Annotated in this window: 23 protein-coding genes and 1 pseudogene; 9 read left to right on the top strand and 15 right to left on the bottom strand. The window is 70.8% G+C overall.

Annotation, left to right across the window (positions count from 1 at the left end):
• Positions 1–31: 31 nt before the first annotated feature.
• On the bottom strand, positions 32–1,006 hold the full coding sequence (locus OG514_RS18605) for a LysR substrate-binding domain-containing protein (protein WP_266896109.1): 975 nt from the start codon (positions 1,004–1,006) through the stop codon (positions 32–34).
• A 133-nt stretch (positions 1,007–1,139) separates the two neighbouring features.
• Between OG514_RS18605 and OG514_RS18600 the strand changes: the two genes are divergently transcribed.
• Complete coding sequence (locus OG514_RS18600; RefSeq protein ID WP_024758658.1) at positions 1,140–1,694, top strand: peroxiredoxin; 555 nt, start codon at positions 1,140–1,142, stop codon at positions 1,692–1,694.
• 6 nt (positions 1,695–1,700) lie between these two features.
• On the top strand, positions 1,701–2,240 hold the full coding sequence (locus OG514_RS18595) for an alkyl hydroperoxide reductase (RefSeq protein ID WP_015035886.1): 540 nt from the start codon (positions 1,701–1,703) through the stop codon (positions 2,238–2,240).
• A 65-nt stretch (positions 2,241–2,305) separates the two neighbouring features.
• On the opposite strand, the gene OG514_RS18590 is transcribed toward OG514_RS18595, so the two are convergent.
• The 5 genes from OG514_RS18590 to OG514_RS18570 all read right to left on the bottom strand — a co-directional run bounded on the left by OG514_RS18590 (position 2,306) and on the right by OG514_RS18570 (position 8,066).
• The gene (locus OG514_RS18590; protein ID WP_266896104.1) at positions 2,306–2,986 is read right to left on the bottom strand and encodes a hypothetical protein; all 681 of its coding nucleotides are present in this window, start codon (positions 2,984–2,986) and stop codon (positions 2,306–2,308) included.
• On the bottom strand, positions 2,983–4,446 hold the full coding sequence (locus tag OG514_RS18585) for an AI-2E family transporter (RefSeq protein ID WP_266896102.1): 1,464 nt from the start codon (positions 4,444–4,446) through the stop codon (positions 2,983–2,985). The genes OG514_RS18590 and OG514_RS18585 overlap by 4 nt, the downstream gene beginning before the upstream one ends.
• A gap of 138 nt (positions 4,447–4,584) precedes the next feature.
• On the bottom strand, positions 4,585–5,292 hold the full coding sequence (locus OG514_RS18580; RefSeq protein ID WP_266896100.1) for a transglycosylase SLT domain-containing protein: 708 nt from the start codon (positions 5,290–5,292) through the stop codon (positions 4,585–4,587).
• Positions 5,293–5,668: 376 nt separating this feature from the next.
• Positions 5,669–6,994 carry a PhoH family protein gene (locus OG514_RS18575; RefSeq protein ID WP_266896098.1) on the bottom strand — a complete coding sequence of 442 codons (1,326 nt, stop codon included), beginning with the start codon at positions 6,992–6,994 and terminating at the stop codon, positions 5,669–5,671.
• Positions 6,995–7,304: 310 nt separating this feature from the next.
• On the bottom strand, positions 7,305–8,066 hold the full coding sequence (locus tag OG514_RS18570) for an isoprenyl transferase (RefSeq protein ID WP_030320536.1): 762 nt from the start codon (positions 8,064–8,066) through the stop codon (positions 7,305–7,307).
• Between the two features lie 127 nt (positions 8,067–8,193).
• Between OG514_RS18570 and mgrA the strand changes: the two genes are divergently transcribed.
• Entirely contained in the window at positions 8,194–9,231 is a 1,038-nt protein-coding gene (gene mgrA, locus OG514_RS18565) for an L-glyceraldehyde 3-phosphate reductase (RefSeq protein WP_266896094.1), read from the top strand.
• A gap of 390 nt (positions 9,232–9,621) precedes the next feature.
• On the opposite strand, the gene OG514_RS18560 is transcribed toward mgrA, so the two are convergent.
• Positions 9,622–10,359, bottom strand: coding sequence for an A24 family peptidase (locus tag OG514_RS18560; protein ID WP_266896092.1), 738 nt, complete (start codon positions 10,357–10,359; stop codon positions 9,622–9,624).
• A gap of 41 nt (positions 10,360–10,400) precedes the next feature.
• Here OG514_RS18560 and OG514_RS18555 point away from each other — a divergent pair, with 41 nt between their 5' ends.
• Positions 10,401–10,787 carry a DUF192 domain-containing protein gene (locus OG514_RS18555; protein WP_266896090.1) on the top strand — a complete coding sequence of 129 codons (387 nt, stop codon included), beginning with the start codon at positions 10,401–10,403 and terminating at the stop codon, positions 10,785–10,787.
• Here the strand turns inward: OG514_RS18555 and OG514_RS18550 are convergent.
• Positions 10,759–11,886: a glycosyltransferase family 39 protein gene (locus OG514_RS18550; RefSeq protein ID WP_266896088.1), complete on the bottom strand. Its 1,128-nt coding sequence runs from the start codon at positions 11,884–11,886 to the stop codon at positions 10,759–10,761. The genes OG514_RS18555 and OG514_RS18550 overlap by 29 nt on opposite strands.
• A 43-nt stretch (positions 11,887–11,929) precedes the next feature.
• Complete coding sequence (locus OG514_RS18545; RefSeq protein WP_266896086.1) at positions 11,930–12,337, bottom strand: hypothetical protein; 408 nt, start codon at positions 12,335–12,337, stop codon at positions 11,930–11,932.
• Positions 12,338–12,459: 122 nt separating this feature from the next.
• Here OG514_RS18545 and OG514_RS18540 point away from each other — a divergent pair, with 122 nt between their 5' ends.
• Positions 12,460–13,383 (top strand): hypothetical protein, encoded by a 924-nt coding sequence (locus tag OG514_RS18540; RefSeq protein ID WP_266896084.1) that lies wholly within the window; start codon positions 12,460–12,462, stop codon positions 13,381–13,383.
• A gap of 169 nt (positions 13,384–13,552) precedes the next feature.
• Complete coding sequence (locus tag OG514_RS18535; RefSeq protein ID WP_266896082.1) at positions 13,553–14,437, top strand: hypothetical protein; 885 nt, start codon at positions 13,553–13,555, stop codon at positions 14,435–14,437.
• A gap of 13 nt (positions 14,438–14,450) precedes the next feature.
• Here OG514_RS18535 and OG514_RS18530 read toward each other — a convergent pair whose 3' ends face one another.
• A complete protein-coding gene (locus tag OG514_RS18530; protein ID WP_266896080.1) occupies positions 14,451–15,035 on the bottom strand; it encodes a hypothetical protein in 585 nt (194 codons plus the stop codon).
• 182 nt (positions 15,036–15,217) lie between these two features.
• Between OG514_RS18530 and OG514_RS18525 the strand changes: the two genes are divergently transcribed.
• The 3 genes from OG514_RS18525 (at position 15,218) to OG514_RS18515 (ending at position 19,101) form a co-directional block, all read left to right on the top strand.
• A complete protein-coding gene (locus tag OG514_RS18525; protein ID WP_266896078.1) occupies positions 15,218–15,763 on the top strand; it encodes a hypothetical protein in 546 nt (181 codons plus the stop codon).
• A 4-nt stretch (positions 15,764–15,767) separates the two neighbouring features.
• Positions 15,768–18,059 (top strand): tetratricopeptide repeat protein, encoded by a 2,292-nt coding sequence (locus OG514_RS18520; protein ID WP_266896076.1) that lies wholly within the window; start codon positions 15,768–15,770, stop codon positions 18,057–18,059.
• Between the two features lie 220 nt (positions 18,060–18,279).
• Positions 18,280–19,101 carry a hypothetical protein gene (locus tag OG514_RS18515; RefSeq protein ID WP_266896074.1) on the top strand — a complete coding sequence of 274 codons (822 nt, stop codon included), beginning with the start codon at positions 18,280–18,282 and terminating at the stop codon, positions 19,099–19,101.
• Positions 19,102–19,157: 56 nt separating this feature from the next.
• Here OG514_RS18515 and OG514_RS18510 read toward each other — a convergent pair whose 3' ends face one another.
• The 5 genes and pseudogenes from OG514_RS18510 to OG514_RS18490 form a co-directional block, all read right to left on the bottom strand.
• A complete protein-coding gene (locus tag OG514_RS18510; RefSeq protein WP_266896072.1) occupies positions 19,158–19,778 on the bottom strand; it encodes an OmpA family protein in 621 nt (206 codons plus the stop codon).
• A gap of 9 nt (positions 19,779–19,787) precedes the next feature.
• Positions 19,788–20,381: a hypothetical protein gene (locus OG514_RS18505; protein ID WP_323181561.1), complete on the bottom strand. Its 594-nt coding sequence runs from the start codon at positions 20,379–20,381 to the stop codon at positions 19,788–19,790.
• A complete protein-coding gene (locus OG514_RS18500; protein WP_266901034.1) occupies positions 20,378–20,824 on the bottom strand; it encodes a hypothetical protein in 447 nt (148 codons plus the stop codon). The genes OG514_RS18505 and OG514_RS18500 overlap by 4 nt, the downstream gene beginning before the upstream one ends.
• A gap of 45 nt (positions 20,825–20,869) precedes the next feature.
• A pseudogene (locus OG514_RS18495) lies at positions 20,870–20,989 on the bottom strand (pilus assembly protein TadG-related protein); the annotation flags it as partial.
• Between the two features lie 41 nt (positions 20,990–21,030).
• Positions 21,031–21,255 (bottom strand): Flp family type IVb pilin, encoded by a 225-nt coding sequence (locus tag OG514_RS18490; RefSeq protein ID WP_266896070.1) that lies wholly within the window; start codon positions 21,253–21,255, stop codon positions 21,031–21,033.
• Positions 21,256–21,295 lie beyond the last annotated feature (40 nt).

Raw genomic sequence — 21,295 nt, 5'->3', positions numbered from 1 at the left:
GGTGGGGGTGGGTTCCTGACACCGGGGGGTTTCAGGAACCCGCCCCCAGAACCCGTACCGGCAGCCCCTTCATCGCGTCCCGCAGCGCTTCCGCCAGTTCCTGGAACTCGGCGTGCCGGGCCGCGCCCGTCCGCATCGCCAGGGCGATCCGCCGGGAGGGCGCCGGCTCGACGAAGAGCCCGGTCCACAGGGCGTTGTTCCGGGCGGTCTCGACCGTGACGGCCGTACGCGGCAGCAGGGTCACCCCGAGACCGCCCGCCACCAGCTGGACCAGGGTGGCGAGCCCCGCCGCGGTGGTGGTGACCTCGGCGCCGTCCGTGCGCCCGGCCTCCCGGCAGATGTCGAGGGCTTGGTCGCGCAGGCAGTGGCCCTCGTCGAGGAGCAGCAGCCGCAGCTCCTTGAGGGCCTCGCGCGGAATGTCGTCCCGGCCGGCCAGCGGATGCCCCTGGGGGGTGACCAGGACGAAGTCCTCGTCGAAGAGGGGGAGTTCGGTGACGCCGGGCACACCGAGCGGCACGGCGAGCAGCAGCAGGTCGAGCCGGCCGCCCGTGAGCCCCTCCAGGAGGGAGGAGGTCTGCTCCTCGTGGACCTGGAGGTCGAGGTCCGGGTAGCGCCGGTGGACCAGGCGCAGCACCGTCGGCAGCAGGTAGGGGGCGACGGTCGGGATCACACCGAGCCGCAGCACCCCGGTGAACGGGGCCTGGACCGCCTCCACCTCCTCCATCAGCTCCGACACCGCGTCGAGGACGGCACGCGCGCGTACCGCGAGCCGCTCCCCCGCGGGCGAGAGCAGCACCTTTCTCGTCGTACGCTCAAGGAGCTGGACACCGAGTGCCTCTTCGAGTGCCGAAACCGCGCCCGAGAGTGCGGGCTGGCTCATGCCGATGGCCGCCGCCGCATCGCGGAAGTGCAGATGCTCGGCGACTGCTGCGAACGCTCTGAGCTGCGAGAGGCTCGGCTGCTTGCCTCGGTTCGGGCCGTGCGGGGAACTGTACGGGGACGCCACTGATAACCACCTTCGATCAACACGACCCACTCTAGCTATTTCACTGATCAATGCACTCCGTGCCATGCTGTGAACACGTCCAACCCCCACGGAAGACCCCAAAAGGGACCCTTCCCGTTTGCAAGGAGAGCGCGTGCTCACTGTCGGTGACAAGTTCCCCACCTACGACCTGACCGCCTGCGTGTCGCTGGAGAGCGGCAAGGAGTTCGAGCAGATCGACCACAAGGCCTACGAGGGCAAGTGGCGCGTGGTGTTCTTCTGGCCGAAGGACTTCACCTTCGTCTGCCCCACCGAGATCGCCGCGTTCGGCAAGCTGAACGACGAGTTCGCGGACCGCGACGCCCAGATCCTCGGCGTCTCCGGCGACTCCGAGTTCGTGCACCACGCCTGGCGCAAGGACCACGCCGACCTGCGTGACCTGCCCTTCCCGATGCTGGCCGACTCCAAGCACGAGCTCATGAGCGACTGCGGCGTGCGCGGCGAGGACGGCTTCGCCCAGCGTGCCGTCTTCATCGTGGACCCGAACAACGAGATCCAGTTCACCATGGTGACCGCCGGCTCCGTCGGCCGTAACCCCAAGGAGGTCCTGCGGGTGCTCGACGCCCTGCAGACCGACGAGCTGTGCCCGTGCAACTGGAACAAGGGCGAGGGCACCCTCGACGCCGCCGCGCTCCTGTCGGGCGAGTGATCTGACATGGCCCTCGACGAACTGAAGTCCGCCATACCGGACTTCGCCAAGGACCTGAAGCTGAACCTCGGTTCGGTCATCGGCAACAGCGAGCTGCCGCAGCAGCAGCTCTGGGGCACCGTCCTCGCCTGCGCGATCGCCTCGCGCTCGCCGAAGGTCCTCAAGGAGCTGGAGCCCGAGGCCCAGGCCAACCTGAAGCCCGAGGCGTACCAGGCGGCCAAGTCCGCCGCCGCGATCATGGCGATGAACAACGTCTTCTACCGGACCCGGCACCTGCTGTCGGACCCCGAGTACGGGACGATGCGCGCCGGTCTGCGGATGAACGTCATCGGCAACCCGGGCGTCGAGAAGGTCGACTTCGAGCTGTGGTCGCTGGCGGTGTCCGCGATCAACGGCTGCGGCCAGTGCCTGGACTCGCACGAGCAGGTCCTGCGCCAGGCCGGTGTCGACCGCGCCACGATCCAGGAGGCCGTCAAGATCGCCGCGGTGATCCAGGCGGTCGGCGTCACCCTCGACGCGGAAGCGGTCCTCGCCTCCGCCGAGTAGGCAGAGCCGTACGACAAGGGCCCCGGGGCTGCACGCCCCGGGGCCCTTCCGTCATGTCCGGGCGGTCACTTCTTGAGCGCGGCCATGAGGGCCAGCATGTCCTGGGCGAGCGGGATCTCGATCCCTGAGAGGTCGATCGGTCGGGTTTCCCGGACGACCTCGCCCGTGTCCTCGTTCCAGCTGGACATCGAGCTGAAGTTGATCTCGATCTCCACCTGCCCGTCGAGCACCAGGAGCTGCGCCCCGGAGTCCTCGTCGGTCCGCAGGTAGGCCTTCTCCCCCAGCCCTTCGTACGGCTTCATGTCGAGCCGCTTGGCCCGTGCGTCGAACTCGGGCCCCGGGTCGGTCACCAGGTGCCGCGTGTACTCGACGCCCCCGCTGTAGCCGGACTCTGGCGAACCGAAGAGCACCGGGCAGTGCTGCACCTCCAGCGCCGGATCGGCGGTCCGTTCACCCGAGATGTCCGTGGACCGCTTGCCCAGGATCGTGGTGAGCGCCCCCAGCTCGACCCTCTGGCAGAGGTCCTCCACGGACTGGTACCCCTGCAGGTCCGGCCCCGGCTCCTCCCCCCGCTGGTACGCGTAGAGCCCCCCGCCCCACACCGCCGACGCCACCACCGCGCCGCCCAGGGCCCAGAGCCACGGGCGGCGGGGCCGGGGCGGGCGCGGGCCCGGGGCCTGCTCCTCGGTCAGTACCTCGGCGGTCTCGAAGGCCGTGCCCCCGTCGAACTCCGGCTCCGATATCACTCGGTCTCCCCCTTGGCCGCGAGCGTGCCCGGGGCCGGGGTCGGCGCCACCTCGAACGCGGTCGCCCCGCGCGGCTCCGGCGCGCTGCGCAGCGCCTGTTCCGTGCTGTACGCCCGGAGGTAGCCGACGACCGTGTTGAGGACGGCGACCAGCGGGACCGCGACCACGGCGCCGCCGATGCCGGCGGTCAGACCGCCGGCCGCGACCGCGAGGACGACGGCCAGCGGGTGGACCCGTACGGCGCGACCGAGGATGAACGGCTGCAGGACATGGCCTTCGATCTGCTGTACGGCGAGGACGACGACCAGCACCATCAGGGCGGTGAACGGCCCGTTGGTGACGAGGGCGACGACGACCGCGAGGGCGCCGGAGACGACCGCGCCGACCAGCGGGATGAACGCGAAGAGGAAGATGAAGACGGCGAGCGGTACGGCCATCGGCACTTCGAGGAACCACAGTCCGAGGCCGATGAAGACCGCGTCGATGAGGGCGACGAGCACGGTGCCCCGCACATAGGCGGTGAGGGTGCGCCAGGCGCGCGGTCCCGCGCCGGCGACGCCGGGCCGGGCCTGGGCGGGGACGAGCTTGAGCGTCCACTCCCAGACCTTCTTCCCGTCGTACAGCAGGAAGAGGGTCGAGAACATGGCGAGCAGGATGCCGGTCATCGCCTCGACGAACACGGCGACGCCCTGCAGTCCGACGGAGGTGATCTGCTCGGCGTTGGCGCCGATGGTGTCGCTGAGGTTCTTCGCGATGTCGTTGATCTGGCGCTCGGTCACGTGGAACGGGCTGTCGAGGGCGGCCTGCTTGAGTTCCTCGATGCCGTCCTTGACGCGGTCGGTCAGGTTGTCGATGTTGTCCATCACCTGCCAGACCACGAACCAGCCGACCAGGCCCATCACGACGAAGCCGGAGACGGCGGTGACGGCGGTGGCGAGCCCGCGCGGCAGGCCCTTCCTGCGCAGCATGGCCACGGTGGGCTGGAGCAGGGCGGTGACGAGGAGCGCGGCGACGAAGGCGAGGACGACCAGCTGGACGGAGCTGATCACCTTCATGAGCACCCAGACCGTGCCGGCGAAGACGAGCAGGCGCCAACTCGCCTCGGCGGCCACCCGCATGCCCCAGGGGATGGCGGCGGCGGGGTCGGGCCGGGCGGCGACGGCCGGTGCGTACGAGGGAGGCGCGGGGACGGAGCGGCCCGGCTCGTCGGCCGCGGCGGCGGCCTGCTCCGGGATGGGTGCGGCGGTGTCCGGGTCCACCTCGGGGCGGGCGGGCACGGCCTTGCCCACCGGGGTGCCGTCGACCGGGATGCCGTCGACCGGGCGCTCCGGCGGGGCCTCGTACGGCGGCGGGTGGATCGGGTCCTCGCGCTCCGCCTCGGCTCTGCGCTCGTCGAGGCGTTCACCCATGCGGCTCAGGCTCTCGCCCAGCCGGCCCAGCCACCCTGGCACTCTCGACATCGCTTTCCTTTTCCCCCGCTCGCTCTTCCCCACCGTTCCCCTCCCCGTTCCCCCGGGGACCGTGGACCTTCGAAACTACACGCAAGAAGCCCCTCACCGTAGGACGGTGAGGGGCTCCCGGAGGTTGAGCACGCCGTACTAGTACCAGCGGTGGGACAGCCAGAACGACCAGGCGCCACACGGGCTGCCGTAGCGGCTGTTCATGTAGTTGAGGCCCCACTTGATCTGGGTGGCCGGGTTGGTCTGCCAGTCGGCGCCGGCGCTGGCCATCTTGCTGCCCGGGAGGGCCTGGACAAGACCGTAGGCGCCAGAACCCTGGTTGACCGCCAGGTAGTTCCAGGTGGACTCGTGGTCCACGATGTTGCTGAAGCACTGGAACTGCGAGGCCGGGACCATCTGGCGGGCGATCGCCTTGACCTCGGACACGGAGTACGAGCTCTGCGCGCTGAAGGACGCGGCGTCGCGGATCGCGGAACGGCTTGCGCGCTCCTCCTCCGCCTCCTTGCGCTCCTTCTCGGCCTTGGCGGCCGCCTCGTCGGCGGCCTCCTTCTTGGCCTCGGCGTCCTTGGCGGCACGCAGACGAGCCGTCTCCTCCGCGGACTTCTTCGCGACCGAGTCGGCAGCGGCGGCCTGGACATCGGCCTGCTCCGAGAGGGACGAGACCTGTACCTGGGCCTGCTCGCCCACGGGGATGTCCGCGAGCAGCGTCGTGTCGGCCGCGGTGGCCTCGAAGTTGTCGTCCGAGGACTGAGCGGCGTTACCCGACGCAACGCCCATGACGGCGCCGACGGTGGTGACCGCAGTGGCCGAAGCCACCGCGAATCCCCGGACCGAGATCCGGCTCACACGGTTTCCTTCCAGCACGCCCGCACAGGTGACCACGCGGGCGAAATCGTGCCCCTGGCGCTGGTCTCCGACGTACACGGTCACAGAAGACACGGGCCCGTGGTGCTGTGGGCGGCATACGGCGAACGGCTGTGGAGTTATGTGGTGCTTGTGCGCCTGAAGGTGCACGGGTGCCGTATGCGGGGCCTGACGGAAGCAAGACTCTGCCGGACGCCGACACCGCAAGGCAATTCTGCGTTGCGTGTGAAAGCTCACACCTGGGTGGGGGCAGGTGTTTTTGAAGATAGGGCGGACATGGGGGCGCCGCCCGGCTAAGCTCCTGCGCTCTGCCGGGCGGCGCCAACTTCCGTACACGCACGGACGCGTACGAAACGGGTCAGATCTGACCGTCCTCCAGCATCTCCGTCACGAGCGCCGCGATCTGGGAGCGCTCGGAGCGGGTGAGGGTGACGTGGGCGAAGAGCGGATGCCCCTTCAGTTTCTCGACGACGGCGACGACTCCGTCGTACCGGCCGACCCTGAGGTTGTCCCGCTGGGCGACGTCATGGGTCAGAACGACCCGCGAATTCGCCCCGATACGGGACAGAACGGTCAACAGGACGTTCCGCTCCAGGGACTGGGCCTCGTCCACGATGACGAACGCGTCGTGGAGCGAACGGCCCCGGATGTGGGTGAGCGGCAGGACCTCCAGCATCCCGCGGCCGAGCACCTCCTCGATCACCTCGCGGCTCGCGACCGAGGACAGCGTGTCGAAGACGGCCTGGGCCCACGGGCTCATCTTCTCGGACTCGCTGCCCGGCAGGTAGCCGAGCTCCTGGCCGCCGACCGCGTACAGCGGACGGAAGACCATCACCTTCTGGTGCTGACGACGCTCCAGGACGGCCTCCAGGCCCGCGCAGAGCGCGAGCGCGGACTTGCCGGTGCCGGCCCGGCCGCCCATGGAGATGATGCCGACGTCCGGGTCGAGGAGCAGATCGAGCGCGATCCGCTGCTCGGCGCTGCGGCCGTGCAGGCCGAACGCCTCCCGGTCGCCCCTGACCAGCCGTACGTTCCCCTCGGCGGTGACCCGGCCGAGCGCCTTGCCGCGCTCGGACTGGAGCACCAGGCCGGTGTGGACCGGAAGCTCGGCGGCCTCCGGCACGTGCAGCGTGTTCTGCTCGAAGAGCAGGTCCACCTGCTCGCCGGAGAGGGCGAGCTCGGACATCCCGGTCCAGCCGTTGGCGTCCGTGATGGCGAGCTCGGCGCGGTACTCCTCGGCGAGGAGTCCGACGGAGGAGGCCTTGATGCGCAGCGGCAGGTCCTTGGAGACGACCGTGACGTCGTACCCCTCGGCCTGGAGGTTCCGCGCGACCGCGAGGATCCGTGAGTCGTTGTCCCCCAACCTGTAGCCGGCGGGCAGTACGCCGGGGTCGGAATGGTTGAGTTCGACACGCAGGGTGCCGCCCAGCTCCCCGACGGGGAGCGGGGCGTCCAGGCGCCCGTACCGGACCCGGAAGTCGTCCAGGAGGCGCAGGGCCTGCCGGGCGAAGTACCCGAGTTCGGGATGGTGCCGCTTGGCCTCCAGCTCCGTCACGACGACGATCGGGAGCACCACCTCGTGCTCCTCGAAGCGCGACATGGCGTTGGGGTCGGCCAGCAGGACGCTGGTGTCGAGAACATAGGTGCGCCGGTCGGAAAGGCGGCGCTTCGTGCTGGTCACCACGGAAGGACAGACCCCCTCGGAAGACCCCTGTGAGGTCGGGGTGCGACGGAACCGGTGTCGCTGCGGAATGGGACCGGGCTCAGGCCCCCATGCGCGGGCCGAACCACGGCCCTCCGCTTCTCCCGTACGTGTCCCGCACGGTCGTCCTGGTGCAAGGGGCCTCCCGGGTGGCGGTCTCCGTGCCGCTCACTTCACCAGGGATATGCCCTCGATCAGGCGCTGCCATGCCATGGCATATGACGACGTGTTCATGAACACGAGGTGATCGGTTCCGATCGGTGTCCCCGGACCCCTCAGGGGCCCGTGGAGCTCAGGTTCCGTAACGCCGGTGCCGGGCGGCGTAGTCGCGCAGCGCCCGCAGGAAGTCGACCTTGCGGAAGGCCGGCCAGTGCACTTCACAGAAGTAGTACTCGGAATGGGCGCTCTGCCACAGCATGAATCCGGACAGCCGCTGCTCGCCGCTGGTGCGGATCACCAGGTCCGGGTCGGGCTGACCGCGCGTGTAGAGGTGCTCCGAGATGTGCTCGACGTCGACGATCTCGGCGAGCTCCTCGAAGCTCGTCCCGCGCTCCGCGTGCTCCAGGAGCAGCGAGCGGACCGCGTCCGCGATCTCCTGCCGGCCGCCGTAGCCCACGGCCACGTTCACGAGTATCCCCGTGTTGTCGTGGGTGGCCTGCTCGGCCTCCTTGAGCACCGACTGCGTGCGCGCGGGGAGCAGGTCCATCGTGCCGACGTGGTTGACCCGCCAGCGGCCGTCGGCGGCGAGCGCCCGCACGGCGTTCTCGATGATGCCGAGCAGCGGGACGAGCTGTTCCTCGGGCCGGTTCAGGTTGTCCGTGGAGAGCATCCAGAGCGTGACGACCTCGACATCGGTCTCGGCGCACCAGCCGAGCAGCTCCTGGATCTTGTCCGCGCCCGCCTTGTGCCCCTGCTCGGGCGTCCCGCCGGAGGCCTTGGCCCAGCGGCGGTTCCCGTCGAGGATGACCCCGATGTGCTTGGGCACCTGGGCATGGTCGAGGCGGCCTTCCACCCGGCGTGCGTAGAGCCCGTACACCAGGTCGCGCAGGTTCACTGTTCTTTACCTCTCCATGCAGCGGCGGTCCACCCGGCAGCGGCGGTCCGCAAGCCGCCACACTACTGCGCACGGGCGACAGCCTCCCAGCCCGGGACTGTCACAAGTCCGTGATAAGCAGAGATACGTGACTGATTCCCCCCTGTACCGCGCCTCCGCGGACCGCTACGACGCCATGGAGTACCGCCGCTCGGGCCGCAGCGGCCTCAAGCTCCCCGCGATCTCCCTCGGCCTCTGGCACAACTTCGGCGACGACCGCGCACTGGACACCCAGCGCGCCATCCTGCGCCGCGCCTTCGACCTCGGCGTCACCCACTTCGACCTGGCGAACAACTACGGACCGCCGCCCGGCTCCGCCGAGCTGAACTTCGGCAAGCTCTTCGCCCAGGACTTCGCGCCCTACCGCGACGAACTGATCATCTCCACCAAGGCCGGCTACGAGATGCACCCCGGCCCGTACGGCGAGTGGGGCTCCCGCAAGTACCTGCTGTCCTCGCTCGACGCCTCCCTGAACCGGATGGGCCTCGACTACGTCGACATCTTCTACTCGCACCGCTTCGACCCGCACACCCCGCTGGAGGAGACGATGGGGGCCCTGGCCTCCGCCGTCCAGCAGGGCAAGGCCCTGTACGTCGGTGTCTCCTCGTACAACAGCGAGCAGACCGCCGAGGCCGCGCGGCTCCTGCGGGAGATGGGCGTCCCCGCCCTCATCCACCAGCCCTCGTACTCGATGATCAACCGCTGGACCGAGGACGACGGCCTCCTCGACACCCTCGAGGAAGCCGGCATGGGCTGCATCTCCTTCGTGCCGCTGGCACAGGGGCTGCTCACCAACAAGTACCTGAAGGGCATCCCGGAGGGCTCGCGGGCCACCCAGGGCAAGTCCCTGGACCCGAACCTGCTCTCCGACGAGGTGATGCGGCGCCTTCACGGCCTCGCGGACATCGCGGGCCGGCGCGGGCAGTCCCTGGCGCAGCTGGCGCTGTCGTGGGTGCTGCGGGACGAGCGGATGACCTCGGCGCTGATCGGCGCGTCCAGCGTCGCCCAGCTGGAGGAGAACGTGGCGGCCCTGGCGGGTGCGCCGCTGACCTCGGAGGAGCTGGCGGAGATCGACTCGTTCGCCGTCGACACCCAGGGCACGAACATCTGGGCCGGCCGGGGCTGACGCTCCCGGAGTGACCACGGGCGAGCCTGGGGGGAATCCAGGGCGAGCCTTTGACGGGACCCGGGGAAGCCCGGAGGAGCCCGGACAAGAAAAAACGGGCCGGTCCGTGGGGGGGGGGATACGGACCGGCCCGAGGGGGGGTTTCCACCATAACCCTTCGATAGTCGTCTTGCGCGCCACGTTCGCCGAACGAACCTCGCTGAATTCGGTGGATCCCGGTCGGGACAAGGGGTGTGGGGGCCGGTGGCGGGTTTGCGCCCCGGCGTGGCGGCGGAGTTCCGTCCCTCCGAAGAGGGACCGGCCGGGCCTGGCCCGGTTGACGGGGCGGGGCTCGCCGGCACCTCCCGGCAGGGCCTCCGGGCAGCACCTCCCGGCAGGGCCGGGGCAGGGTCAGGGCAGGGCCGTGAACGCGCCGAGGAGCAGGCCGGCCAACCCGCCCGCGAGCATGAACGGGCCGAACGGAATCGCCGAGGAGCGGTCGGCCCGCCGCAGGAGGACGAGCCCGAGGCCGTACACCGCGCCGAGCAGGAACCCCGCGAACGCCCCGGCGAAGAGCACACCCCAGCCGTACCACCCGAGGGCCGCGCCCAGCGGCAGCGCCAGCTTGACGTCCCCGAAGCCGAGACCGCTCGGGTTGACCAGGAACAGCACCAGATAGGCGCCGCCGAGCGCGAGCGCGCCGAGCACCGCGTGCGGCCAGGAGCCCGCGTCGTACGGGAGGAGCTCGGCGACGCCGAGGAGCAGCGGCACCGCGGCGGCGAGCGGCAGGGTGAGCCCGTCCGGAAGCCGGTGCACGCGCGCGTCGACACTGGCGAGGAGAACGGCGAACGGCGCGCCGACCAGCCAGACCACCAGCTCGGGCCGGGGCCCGCCGGTGGCGGCGGCGAGCGCGGCACAGGCGAGGGCGGTGAGCAGGGGCGCGGCGAACGGCCCCGCGGCCGTCGCGCACTCCCGCCGTCCGGGGCCGCCGAGCCACCCGCGCGCGGGCCCGGCGAGCGCGTGCCCGGCGGGGCAGCGGTCCCGCCACGGCTCCTCGGGGGCCACGGAGAGCCGGTACGCGGCACGCGGCACGAGCAGCCCGGCGGCGGCGCCCCAGAGGGCGGCGAGGGCGATCATGGTGACGTACACGGAGCCGACCCTAGGGTCGGAGGGCCGCTACGGTCTGGCGCATGGGGAAATGGGCGGACGGTACGGGGACGCTGGCGACGGAATCCGGCCGGGAGGTGCCGCTGGAGGTGGCGGCGTCGTACCGGGCGCGACGGCGGGGGCTGCTCGGGCGGGACGGGATCGCGGGGGCGTTGCTCATCGTCCGGACGAACAGCGTGCACACCTTCGGGATGCGGTTCCCGATCGACGTGGCCTATCTGGACGGCTCGCTCACGGTCCGCTCGGTCGTCACGATGCGGCCGGGACGCCTCGGCATGATCCGGCCACGTAGCCGGCACGTCCTGGAGGCGGAGGCGGGCGCGATGGAGGGGTGGGGGCTGCGGCCGGGGGTACGCGTGCGCGTGGAGACGGATTCCGGGCTCACGGCGGGCCCGAACCGAGCAGGGTGAAGGCCCCGTACAGGGCGGAGGCGAGGGCGAGTCCGGCGAGGACCGGCACGACGGTGCGGGTACGGAGCCGGGCGAGGGCCACGGCGGGCGGGAGCAGCAGCCCGAACGCCGGCATCATCAGACGCGGCCGGGAGCCGAAGTACGCGGCGCCGACGAGCGAGACGAACACGACGCCGATCGTGTAGACGAGCAGGGGCAGCGGCTGCCGCTGCCGTACGCAGAGGACGACCAGCCAACCGAGCAGCGCGAGCGCCGCGCAGAGGCCGAGGGCGGCGGGCCACGGCAGGCCGGCGATGAACCTGGCGAGGGCGACGCCGCCGTCGATGGAGTTGCCCCACGCGGCCTGGACCTCGAAGTAGGCGGTCGCGCTGCCCTGGCGGACACCGACGTACACGATGTACGCGAGCCAGCCGAGCGGGGCGATCAGAACCCCGAGCACCGTGCGCAGGGGCAGCCGCTTGTCCCGTACGAGTGTGACGAGCGCCGTGATCCCGAGGGCGGCGATCAGGGCGACGGCCGTCGGCCGGGTGAGCCCGGCGGCCGCGCACAGGACGCCGGCCAGGATCCAGCGCCCGCGCAGGACCGCGTACAGCGACCAGGCGGCGAGGGCGGTGAACAGGGTCTCCGTGTACGCCATCGACTGGACGAAGGCGGTCGGGTACACGCCCCAGAGAACGGCGAGCAGCACTCCGGCGCGCGCTCCGAAGGCGTGCTCGCCGCACTTGTGGATGCCCCAGGCGGCGGCGAGTCCGGCGGTCCAGGAGACGAGCAGCCCGGCGGTGGCCGCGTCGAGGGGGAGGAGGGTGGAGAGGCCGCGCTCCAGGGCCGGGAAGAGCGGGAAGAAGGCCAGGTCGGGGTGAACGTCCCCGTTCGGCAGGGTGGCCTGGTACCCATATCCGTTCTCGGCGATCCGCACGTACCAGACGGAGTCCCAGCGGCCCTTGAGCCGGTGCAGCCCGTCCTCGCCGGTGACGGCGGAGGCGATCGCGAGGACCGCGAGGCCGATGAGGCGGGCGGCGGCGTACCCGCCGACGGCGAGGACGGTGGGATGGGTGGCGCTGGTGGGACGGGTGAGAAGGCTGGGTCGGGGCACGGACATGCGCCCGATTATCCCGGCGCGCCGCCGGGCGCCGCCGCACAGGTCAGCCGAGGGACCTTATACGGACGAACCTCGCGGCCATGACGGGACCCAGCTGGTGGACGATGGCGTGCCCGGGCTCCTGCGGGGAGGGCAGGTCGCCGAGGAAGGAGGTCACGATGACCTCGTCGATGCCGAGCACGCCACGGCAGCTCTGCTCCTCCAGGAAGGCGAGGGTGCGGCGCCAGTCGGCAGCCCACGGGGCCTCGCCGAGAAAGGACCGCACAGTGTCCTGGACGACGTCCCAGAAGAACACGTGCGGCTGCACACCGCCCTGATGGAAGACGTGGTTCTCGTACACGTCCCGGAACTCGGGGATCCGGGTGACGAGGTCACTGACCAACCGCACACTCGGCGTCTCGTTCGGCGTCCCGCCCGGCGTCCCGCCCGGCGTCTCGCTCGTCGTCGTCATCTGTCCAGAATGCTCCTGCCCGGCGGAACTGTCCCCCCACCTTTGCGCTTTCCTGACGACGGCTTTCGGGAGGTTTTCCACAGGGGGTGCGAAGTGTCCCTCTTCCGTGGATCGTTGGGCGTATGTACGAGTTGGCGATCCTCGCCAGGGGCGGGGTCCTCCTGACGGTCTGGGCGGTCGCGGCGGGCTGGCCCCCGGGCCGCCTCGCCGGCCGTCTGCGCAGGGACGGCTGGCAGCGGATCTGCCGGGGCGCGTGGGCGGTCCCGGGGAAGGAGGTGGACTGGCGGGTGCGGGCGACGGCGCTCCAGTTCCTGCGCCCGGAGTGGGTGTGCAGCCACGGGACGGCGGCGCGGCTGCACCGCATCGAGCGGCTGGGGGCGCCGGGGCGGACGGACCGCCTGGAGTTCACCGCCCCGGCCCCGACCCGCTCGACGGCCGACGACGGGATGCGCGTACACGGCACGGCCTTCCTGACGGCCGGGGACCGGTCGACGCGACGGGGGCTGCGGACCACGACCCCGGCGCGGACGGTCGGCGACCTGATACGGGCGGCGGGCAGCCGGGAGGAAGCGGTGGTGGTGGTGGTGGACTCGGCGCTCGCCCGGCGGGCGGTCCAGGGCGTGCGGCGCGAGGCACTCGTCCGGTACGAGGAACTCGCCGCCGAACTCAGGGCGCCCCGGCGGGGCGCGACCCGCGCCCGGTCCTGGCTGCGGCTCGCCGAGCCGGCGTCGGGCTCACCGGCGGAGACGGTGGCGAGGCTGCGGATAGGGGACACGGGCCTGTTCCCGGAGTCACAGCCGACGCTGCGGACGGCGGCGGGGCCGCCCCTGCGCCCGGACTTCCTGTTCCGCGCGAAGGGCCTGGCGGTGGAGGTCGAGGGCTTCGCCTTCCACGGCACCCGCCGGGCCCACGAACGGGACGTGGCCCGTTTCAACGCGCTGCAGTCCTGCCCGGAGGTCCGCCGCGTGCTGCGGTTCACGGCGGGCGAGGTCTTCCGCCACCCGGACCGCATGACGGCCACGATCAGAGCGGCGCTGACTCTCTGACGAGGAGGATCAACGGGGCGCACGATAAAGTCCGTTGGCTGCGACGAGACCACCACCGCAGCATGCCTCCGCGTACGCCTCCGCCACCCTCGGTCCGCCGTCGGAAGAAGGGGGCGGAGGACGGACGGAGGCGATCTCCACCAACACCAGAGAGAAACAGGGAGTTTCGGTGTCCACGGCCCCCATGCCTCCGAGCAACCACCCGCACCAGAACGTCGGTTCGCCCGGCGGGCCGTTCCCGCCCCCTCCCCCGCAGCCGCCCCGACGGCAGGGCTGGTTCAGCAGGCAGAGCGAGGCCGTCCGGATCACGATCATCGGTGCGGTGATCGCCGGCGTCTTCTCCCTGGCCGGCGCCGTCCTGACCTCCGCCCTGACGGACAAGGGCGAGAACCCGTCGGACGCGAAGGCACCGACTCAGCCGCCCACGGTCACGGCCACGCAGCCGGACACGACGCCTCCGGCGTCCTCCGAGGAGTCGCCCTCGGACGAGCCGTCGGCACCGTCGACCCCGTCGGAGCAGGAGACCGACCCGTCCTCCCCCGGCGACTCCCCGACGGCCACGGCGCCGATGACCACGTCGTACAAGCCCTCCTACACCAAGCAGGCCATGTCTCTCGGCCTGCCGCCCGGTTCCGACCTCGGCACCATCGACTTCGACGTGCCGGCCACGCGCCGGTACACCGAGGACGAGTGGAACAAGGCGAAGGAGACCGCCGAGCAGAGCGGCGTCCCCGTCGAGGCCGATCTGACCTACCAGAACACCCTCGAAGGCTTCCTGTCCCTGCGCAATGGTCGCAACGCGGCCCAGCTCCAGCCCGCGGACGCGTCGGAGAAGGCCGAGGACTGCGCCCGGGCGGCCCGGGTCGGCGGCTTCACCGAGGCCGAGATGTCCAAGTGGGACCTCCCCGCCAAGACGGTCCTCTGCGTCCTGACCGACAAGGGGAACATCGCCCGCGTCGTGATCACCGGATTCATCGGCGGCAACCCCCAGTCCACGATCGCACCGCCCACCCAGATCACGCTGGAGGTCACCCTCTGGAAGCCCGGCACCTGAGCCGCCGGCGGAATCAGAAGATGTCGGGCGCCCGGTTCAGGAAGCGGCCCGGCAGGGAGAACAAACGGCCGCCCTGGGCCAGGTGGCGGGTGTAGACGCCTTGGAGGAGCAGGGCCAGGGAGAGGTCCACGGCGTCGACCTGGCCCTCGGTCCTCACGTCCAGCGTCACCGGCCTGTTCCAGTCGTCGCGGGTGACCCGGACAGCGATCCCCTGCCGGAGCAACTCGTGGACCCGCTTGTCCTGGCCCCGCCGGTAGCGGTACGCCCGGCCGGCGAGGCCGATGCGCAGGGCGCGCCCGTCGCGGGACAGCCCGCTGCGGCGGCGGCTCAGGGTCCCGGTGTGCTCACCGACCTGGAGCCTGGCGCGCGAGGGCAGCGGCGCCCGCCCGAACCTGATGCCGCTGAAGACCCCCTGCGGCACGCGCTCGCCGACGACCGAGAACTGCGCAAAGCTGTCGCCCCGCCCGACGGCGTTCCCGAACCGCAGCTCCACGGACCCGAGTCCGGGGATCGTTCCGCCCCAGGAGGGCGTGGGGGCGAGCCATCGGGACGCGGCCTCGGGGTCGGTGTGACGGAGGGTGAATCCGGCGGTGCTCATGACACGCCAGTATGCCCGCGGGCCCACTCCTGACGATGCGGGTCCCCACACGCAACACGCACCCTGGGACGGCCCTTTCACGGTTGCGATCGGGTGTACGGCGTGACGGGAACACTCTCCGTTCGGCACCATGAGAGTGGCCCGTGGCCTTCCCGGGCCGGGGATCGCGGAGGAGGACCGGGATGACTCGCGCGGTGCGGTGGCTGGTGGTCGCGTTGGCGACGGCTGCCACGTTCGGGGTGTGCGTGTGGGTGGTACGGGCTGTGTCGTGGGGGTGGCTGCCCCAAGGCGAGGGCCCCCGGCTCGACACGGCCCTCACCTTCGGCGCGGTGACGGCCGCGGCGGTGCTGGCGGCGGGCGGCTGGTGGGCGTCGCGGGAACTGCCGCAGCCGGTGCCGGCTCCGGCTCCGGCACCTCAGCGGGTGAGGAAGCAGCAGGCGACGACTTCCGGCAAGGCCCAGGTCACCCTGGTCGGCGGCAGCCGGAACCTGGCCCCGTCCACCGGTCCGCAGCCACCCGGCACTCCCACCGCCGACGCCCCGGCCCGCGTCGATCAGGACGCCGAGGCGTCCGACGACTCCAGCGTCCTCCTGGTCGGCGGCCACCTGGGCCCGACACCGGACACCCCTGCCGACGGCATCCCCACAGAGGTCGAGCAGCGCGCGAAGGCGTCCGGTCAGGGGCGCATCGTGATCGCCGGCGGGGACCAGCACGTCGAGGGGCCCTGAGGCGTTGAGCGACCAGTACGACCTCGAAAAGGCAGACGCGGCGAAGGCCGACGCGGCGACGAACGAGCAGGTCCCGTCCGACGTCGTCCAGCAGGAGGCACGGGTCTCCGACCAGGGCCGTAGCTACCAGGCCGGCCGGGACCAGTACGTCTCGCATGTCGAGAGCCAGCACGTCTGGGGCCCGGGCAGCGGGCCCGCACCCCGCGCGCTGGCCTCGCTGCCACCCGCCCCGCGGCTGACCGGACGTGAGGAGCGGACCGACGAGCTCCTGACGGCGTTGGCACCCGACGGGGCGGGCGTGACGGTGGTGACCGGGCTGCCCGGTGTGGGCAAGACGGCGCTCGCGCTGCACGCAGCGCACCGGGCCGTCGACATGGGCCGCTTCCCGGGCGGCACGCTGTTCGTTCCCCTGCGCGGTTACGACCCGGCCGGCGCGGTCAGCCCCGAACAGGCCCTGGAGTCACTGCTGCGGGCGCTCGGGGTACGAGACGGGGACCTGCCGCCGACGGTCGAGGAACAGACCGGCCTGTACCAGTCGGAGCTGGCCCGTCGAGCGGAGGAGCGCGGGCCGATCCTGATCGTGGCCGACGACGCCTCCTCCCCGGCCCAGCTCCGTCTCCTGGTACCGGCACACCCCCGCCACCGGCTCCTCGCCACGTCCCGCGACGCCCTGACCGCCCCCGACCTCCGGGCCCGCCTCCTCCCCCTGGACGAGCTCGACACCGAGTCGGCCACGGCCCTGATCGCCACGGCCCTCGCGCAGGTCCGCCCGGACGACCGGCGCGCCGGGAACGAACCTCACGCGCTGGAGCGGGTGGCCGGACACTGCGGCCGCCTGCCCCTGGCCCTGACGATCGCCGCCGCGCTGCTGACCGACGACCCCGGCCTCCCGATCGCCACGCTGGCGAACGACCTCGCGGATGCCCGCACCCGACTGAAGACGCTCCAGCACGAGGACAGCGACGGCCGCTCCCTGGCCGTCCAGGCCGCCTTCGACCTCTCCTACCGACGCCTCAGGAAACAGGACGCCCGCCTCTTCCGCCTGCTGTCCCTCAACCCGGGCCCCGACGTGTCCCTCAAGGCCGCCACCGCCCTGAACGACCGGGAGGAACGAGAGACCCGCGGCAGCCTGGCCGCCCTGGTCCGCGCCTGCCTGATCAACGAACAGCCGACCGGCTCCGGCCGCTGGCGCGCGCATGACTTGATCCGTCTGTACGCGGCCGAACTCCCGCAGGAGGAAGGGGAGGAAGGGGAGGAAGGGGAGGAAGGGGCGCTGGAGCGGCTACTGGTGCACTACACCGTCACCTGTGACGCGGCCGACGACCACCTGCGCGCTCTGCCCGGCCAGCCGGTACCCGAATTCTTCACCGACCGGACGGCCGCGCTGACCTGGCTGGACGCGGAACGGGCCAACCTGATCGCGATGGTCCTTCACGCCGTCGCCGACCATCCCCGGACGGTCCTGTTTCTGGCCGGAACTCTGAACGTCTATCTCCATCAACGCCGTCATTTCCATGACGCCCTCGCCAACAACGAGTCCGCCCTCGCCATAGCCCGCGAACTCGGGGACCGTGCCAGCGAAGGCGGCGCACTCATCGAACTCGGCCTCGCCCTCCAAGAGGTACGCCGCTACGACGACGCCATCGCCGCACACACCCAAGCCATCGACATCTACCGCGAGCGCGGCGACCGCCACGGCGAAGGCCAGGCACTCAACAACCTCGGCCTCGCCTTCCACGAAGTACGCCGTTACGACGACGCGATCCAGTCGCTCACCGAGGCCGCGGCCATCCACCGCGAGCGTGGCGACCGCCACGGCGAAGGCCAGGCACTCAACAACCTCGGCCTCGCCCTCCGAGAATTGCGCCGCTATGACGACGCCATCGCCGCACACACCCAAGACCTGGACATCTGCCGTGAGCTCGGCAACCGCCACGGCGAAGGCCAGACACTGAACAACCTCGGCCTCGTCCTGCGAAAACTAGGACGCCACGAGGACGCCATCCACGCACACGATCAAGCCATCGCCATCTTCCGCGAGCACGGGGACCGCCACAGCGAAGGCCAGTCGCTCAGCAACCTCGGCAACGCCCTTCACGAAGTGCGACGCTACGAAGACGCCGTCCACGCCCACACCCAAGCCATTGCCATCTTCCACGAGTTCGACGACCACCGCAGCGCACACCTCGCCCAGCGCAACCTTGAGGCCACTCTGCTTGAGATGGGGCGGGAGCGCCAGGAACGGTGGTGGCGTCGCTGGTTCCGTCGTAGCGGGGCAGGTGGGGCCGGAGCTTAAGCCGCGAGGTTCGGGCGGTGTTCTACGGAATGGGGTACGGGTCCGGGTGAATCCGCCCACCCACCCTGCGAGTTGACGCAGCGTTGCCGATTTGCCACGCAGAGTCATATGCCCTTAGCGTGCGGGCAAGCTTGTAAAACAGACGGCCCCCGTCAAGGTGCTGAGAACACCTAGCGGGGGCCTCACCATCAAGATCGAAGACTTGAAGGAGTCGATCCTCATGGCTGACACCGATTTTAGTGATGCCGCCCACCCCCTGGCCAGCCCGGGGTACGGAAAGCGTTCCGCGCCGCAGCAGGAAGCGCGTGGGCGTCAGGACTTCGCTCACCTTCCGGCCCGTGAGGCCGCCATCGCCGCGTACATCGACCGGTTGCCCGAGGGCAGCGACATCTCGGTGAAGACGCTGGCCAAGCAGACGCCGTACGGGCAGTGCGCCCTCCGCACCGCGCTCAACCGCATCCAGCGGTCCGGCCACCTGCGGCGCGGCCGCGAATGCCTGGGCGGACGGTGGATCACCCGAACGTGGTTCACCCGAACGCCGCGCGACAGCACCTGGTGGGCCGCCTTCCAGCAGGGTGACGTCCCCCACGAGGCGAAGACGACGACGCGATCGCGGGCCTATGTCCTCCTGGCCGCGCTCGGCCGTACGAACTCCGTCCTGTCCCTGTCCCACGCCGAGTGCCGCGCGCTCGTCCCGCTCGTGGAGGAGTGGTTCGGCCGGGACGCCACCGAGAACGACGTGCTGCGCGCCCTCACCACCGGCCTCCCGCAGCCCGTCCACCACCCCGCCGGCCTCGTCCGCCGCCGCCTCACCGACAAACTGCCGCCGCTGCCCGTCCGACGGACCCCCGCCCCGCTCCGCATCCTCGAATGCGGCACGTGCGGCACCCCCGGCTACGCGGACACCCTCCAGAAAGGCGACTGCGGCCCCTGCCGAGGCGACCACCCCACACTCACCCGCGCCCCGGCCCTCCCGGCCCCACGCGCGGTCCAGGCCCGGGCCGCCGCCATCCGGGACCGGATGGAAGAACTGCGCACCTGATCCCGCGCCTGACCTCGACGAGCGGACCAGGTGCTGAGGTTCTCAGGCGTTCAGAGTCAGGGCGTGACGGGTGGCGTGGTGCGGGGGAAGGAGATCTCGACACGCCGGTTCTTCTTACGCCCCTCCTCCGTGCCGTTGTCGGCGATCGGGTAGTCCTCGCTGTAACCGCGGATGTCGAAGGTCGTACCCGGGTCGAGACTGCGGGCAAGCACCTGCTGCACGGCGACCGCACGCTGCTTCGACAGCTTCAGCCCGTGCTCGTACGTCCCCAGGTTGTCGGTGAACCCGAAGACCCGGACGCGCCCGGAACCCAGCTTGTTGATCTCCGCGGCGACGGCGGCGATACGCGCGGTGGCGGCGGACCCGAGCTTGGCGCTGTTCTTAGGGAACAGGACCTCGGCCTGCAGCGCGAACGTCACGTCCACGTTGGTGTCCTGCCGACGCTGCTCACCGCCCTCGTCCTCGACGATCTGCTTGATGTCGAGAACCTTGGCGGGCGCGAGGGTGGCACCGTCGGGGAGCATCAGCCCGGGGGCGTTGGGGTCGATGGCCGGGGGCGGGGACGCCGAGGCGGCGGAACCGGGGGGATCGTCGGCGTACGCGACGGGCACGACGATGGGCCCCAGGGCGACGGATGCGACCAGAAGGGCGGCGAGGCGGCGGTATGTCGTCGTCATGTCGTCGCCTCAGGAGAGCTTGAGAGTGGCGGGTTCGAAGGTGGGGAGCTGGAAGGAGACGTCGGTGGTGGCGGGGGGTGGGGCCGGGAATTGCATGAAGACGGCGGTGGACTTGCCGGGGCCGAGGCTGTCGAGCCCGATCGTTGTCAGCGGCCGCCCGTCCGTGTCCCGCAGCACGTAGTACCGCTTCTTCCCCACAGCATCCACAAGGGTGGCACCACCCAGTGAGGTCCCGTGCTTGACCACTTCGGTCTCGTCCCCACTCGTTCGGGCGGGGATGGCCACGACAGCCTCGGCCGTGTTCCGGAGTCGCCCCTTGACCGTAAGGAACCCGCCAGCGTCTCGTTCGACCGAGTTCACAACCAGCTCAAGTCCCTTCTGCCCCTTGATAACAGCCAGCTCCTCAGCAGGCTCCTCGGCGCTGGGCTGCTCCTGACCGCCTTGGGTCTTCTGAGGCGAACCCGTCGTCGTCGCGGCCGGCTTGTCCGCCTTCGGCTTCTCCTCAGCTCCGCAGCCGACCGCGAGGAGCGCGACCGACGCGATCGCGAGGGAGGTCAGCCCCTTTCGTGCGTACCGAACATTCATGAAGCGCGCTTCCTTCATTCGTCGTTGCCGGCCAGTCGGACAGTGAAGAGATCTACGGCACTAGGCAGTGTCGGGTCCGCGGGATCGATCGTCCAGGACTCCTCACCGCAGGTGAGCCCAGTAATCGGCTCGGGTTCCGGCTCGGGCTCGGGCTCCTCACCTGGTTCCGTCGGGTCGGGATCCGGCTCGGTTTCCTCCGGGATCGGATCTTCCGAAGGCGTGAAGTCACACTTCGGCTCGATCACCGCCTGCGCGGACGCGGTGGCATCTCGCGACTCCCCGCCCGTCGTGACCACCGTGACGCTGAAGCCATCACCCACCGAGGCAGGTGGCACACAGCCACGACCAGAGAGCTTGGCCTCGTTGCGCCCTGCGAATACTTCCGCCTGCTCGCACGCTGCCGGGCCGTCGTATGTCACGCCGCGTAGAAATCCGTCCCACTGATCCGGGGAGAGAATCACGTCGAGCCAGCCCTCTCGGAGCTGTTCTCGGGCATCCTGAGCAGCCGCCAGGGCTGCCGCATCTGCCGCGGTCTGAGCGCTGTTCCGCGTGAATGCGGCCTGCCCCAGCGCGAAGTAGGCGAAAGCCAGGAACAGCAGTCCCCCGATCGCAGCGATGTAGACCGGGAACGCCTGCCCTGAATCACGCCGCCCGCGTACAGCGGCAGCTACTCGCCGCCACCGCCAGTCAGATCGGCAATCTTCTGACTGATCGCGGTCTTGATCGACTGCCCGATATCCGTGCCGGTGATCGCCACCACAATCGCCACCACCACCACAATGATCCCCAAGTACTCCACCGCCGTCTGCCCGCGGTCCCTGCCCCTGGACGCCGTCCAAGCCGCAAGTTCGAGCCTGGCCTTCGTCAGGGCCTTCAGCATCGCGTCGTTCATCGTGGTCCCCTCCGCGTTCAGACGCCTGTGCTTGGGCACG

The sequence above is a fragment of the Streptomyces sp. NBC_00572 genome (genome assembly GCF_026341815.1).
GTDB lineage: Bacteria > Actinomycetota > Actinomycetes > Streptomycetales > Streptomycetaceae > Streptomyces.
The sequence above is the reverse complement of the archived record's forward strand: the minus strand, read 5'-3'. Positions and strand labels throughout refer to the sequence as shown.

Bases quoted from the DNA above. Each gene is read 5' to 3' on its own strand.
- OG514_RS18525 (WP_266896078.1), top strand. From the start codon at position 15,218: ATGACTCGCGCGGTGCGGTGGCTGGTGGTCGCGTTGGCGACGGCTGCC.
- OG514_RS18515 (WP_266896074.1), top strand. From the start codon at position 18,280: ATGGCTGACACCGATTTTAGTGATGCCGCCCACCCCCTGGCCAGCCCG.
- OG514_RS18555 (WP_266896090.1), top strand. From the start codon at position 10,401: ATGGGGAAATGGGCGGACGGTACGGGGACGCTGGCGACGGAATCCGGC.
- OG514_RS18530 (WP_266896080.1), bottom strand. From the start codon at position 15,035: ATGAGCACCGCCGGATTCACCCTCCGTCACACCGACCCCGAGGCCGCG.
- OG514_RS18550 (WP_266896088.1), bottom strand. From the start codon at position 11,886: ATGTCCGTGCCCCGACCCAGCCTTCTCACCCGTCCCACCAGCGCCACC.
- OG514_RS18490 (WP_266896070.1), bottom strand. From the start codon at position 21,255: ATGAACGACGCGATGCTGAAGGCCCTGACGAAGGCCAGGCTCGAACTT.
- OG514_RS18510 (WP_266896072.1), bottom strand. From the start codon at position 19,778: ATGACGACGACATACCGCCGCCTCGCCGCCCTTCTGGTCGCATCCGTC.
- OG514_RS18505 (WP_323181561.1), bottom strand. From the start codon at position 20,381: ATGAAGGAAGCGCGCTTCATGAATGTTCGGTACGCACGAAAGGGGCTG.
- OG514_RS18545 (WP_266896086.1), bottom strand. From the start codon at position 12,337: ATGACGACGACGAGCGAGACGCCGGGCGGGACGCCGGGCGGGACGCCG.
- OG514_RS18540 (WP_266896084.1), top strand. From the start codon at position 12,460: ATGTACGAGTTGGCGATCCTCGCCAGGGGCGGGGTCCTCCTGACGGTC.
- OG514_RS18585 (WP_266896102.1), bottom strand. From the start codon at position 4,446: ATGTCGAGAGTGCCAGGGTGGCTGGGCCGGCTGGGCGAGAGCCTGAGC.
- OG514_RS18595 (WP_015035886.1), top strand. From the start codon at position 1,701: ATGGCCCTCGACGAACTGAAGTCCGCCATACCGGACTTCGCCAAGGAC.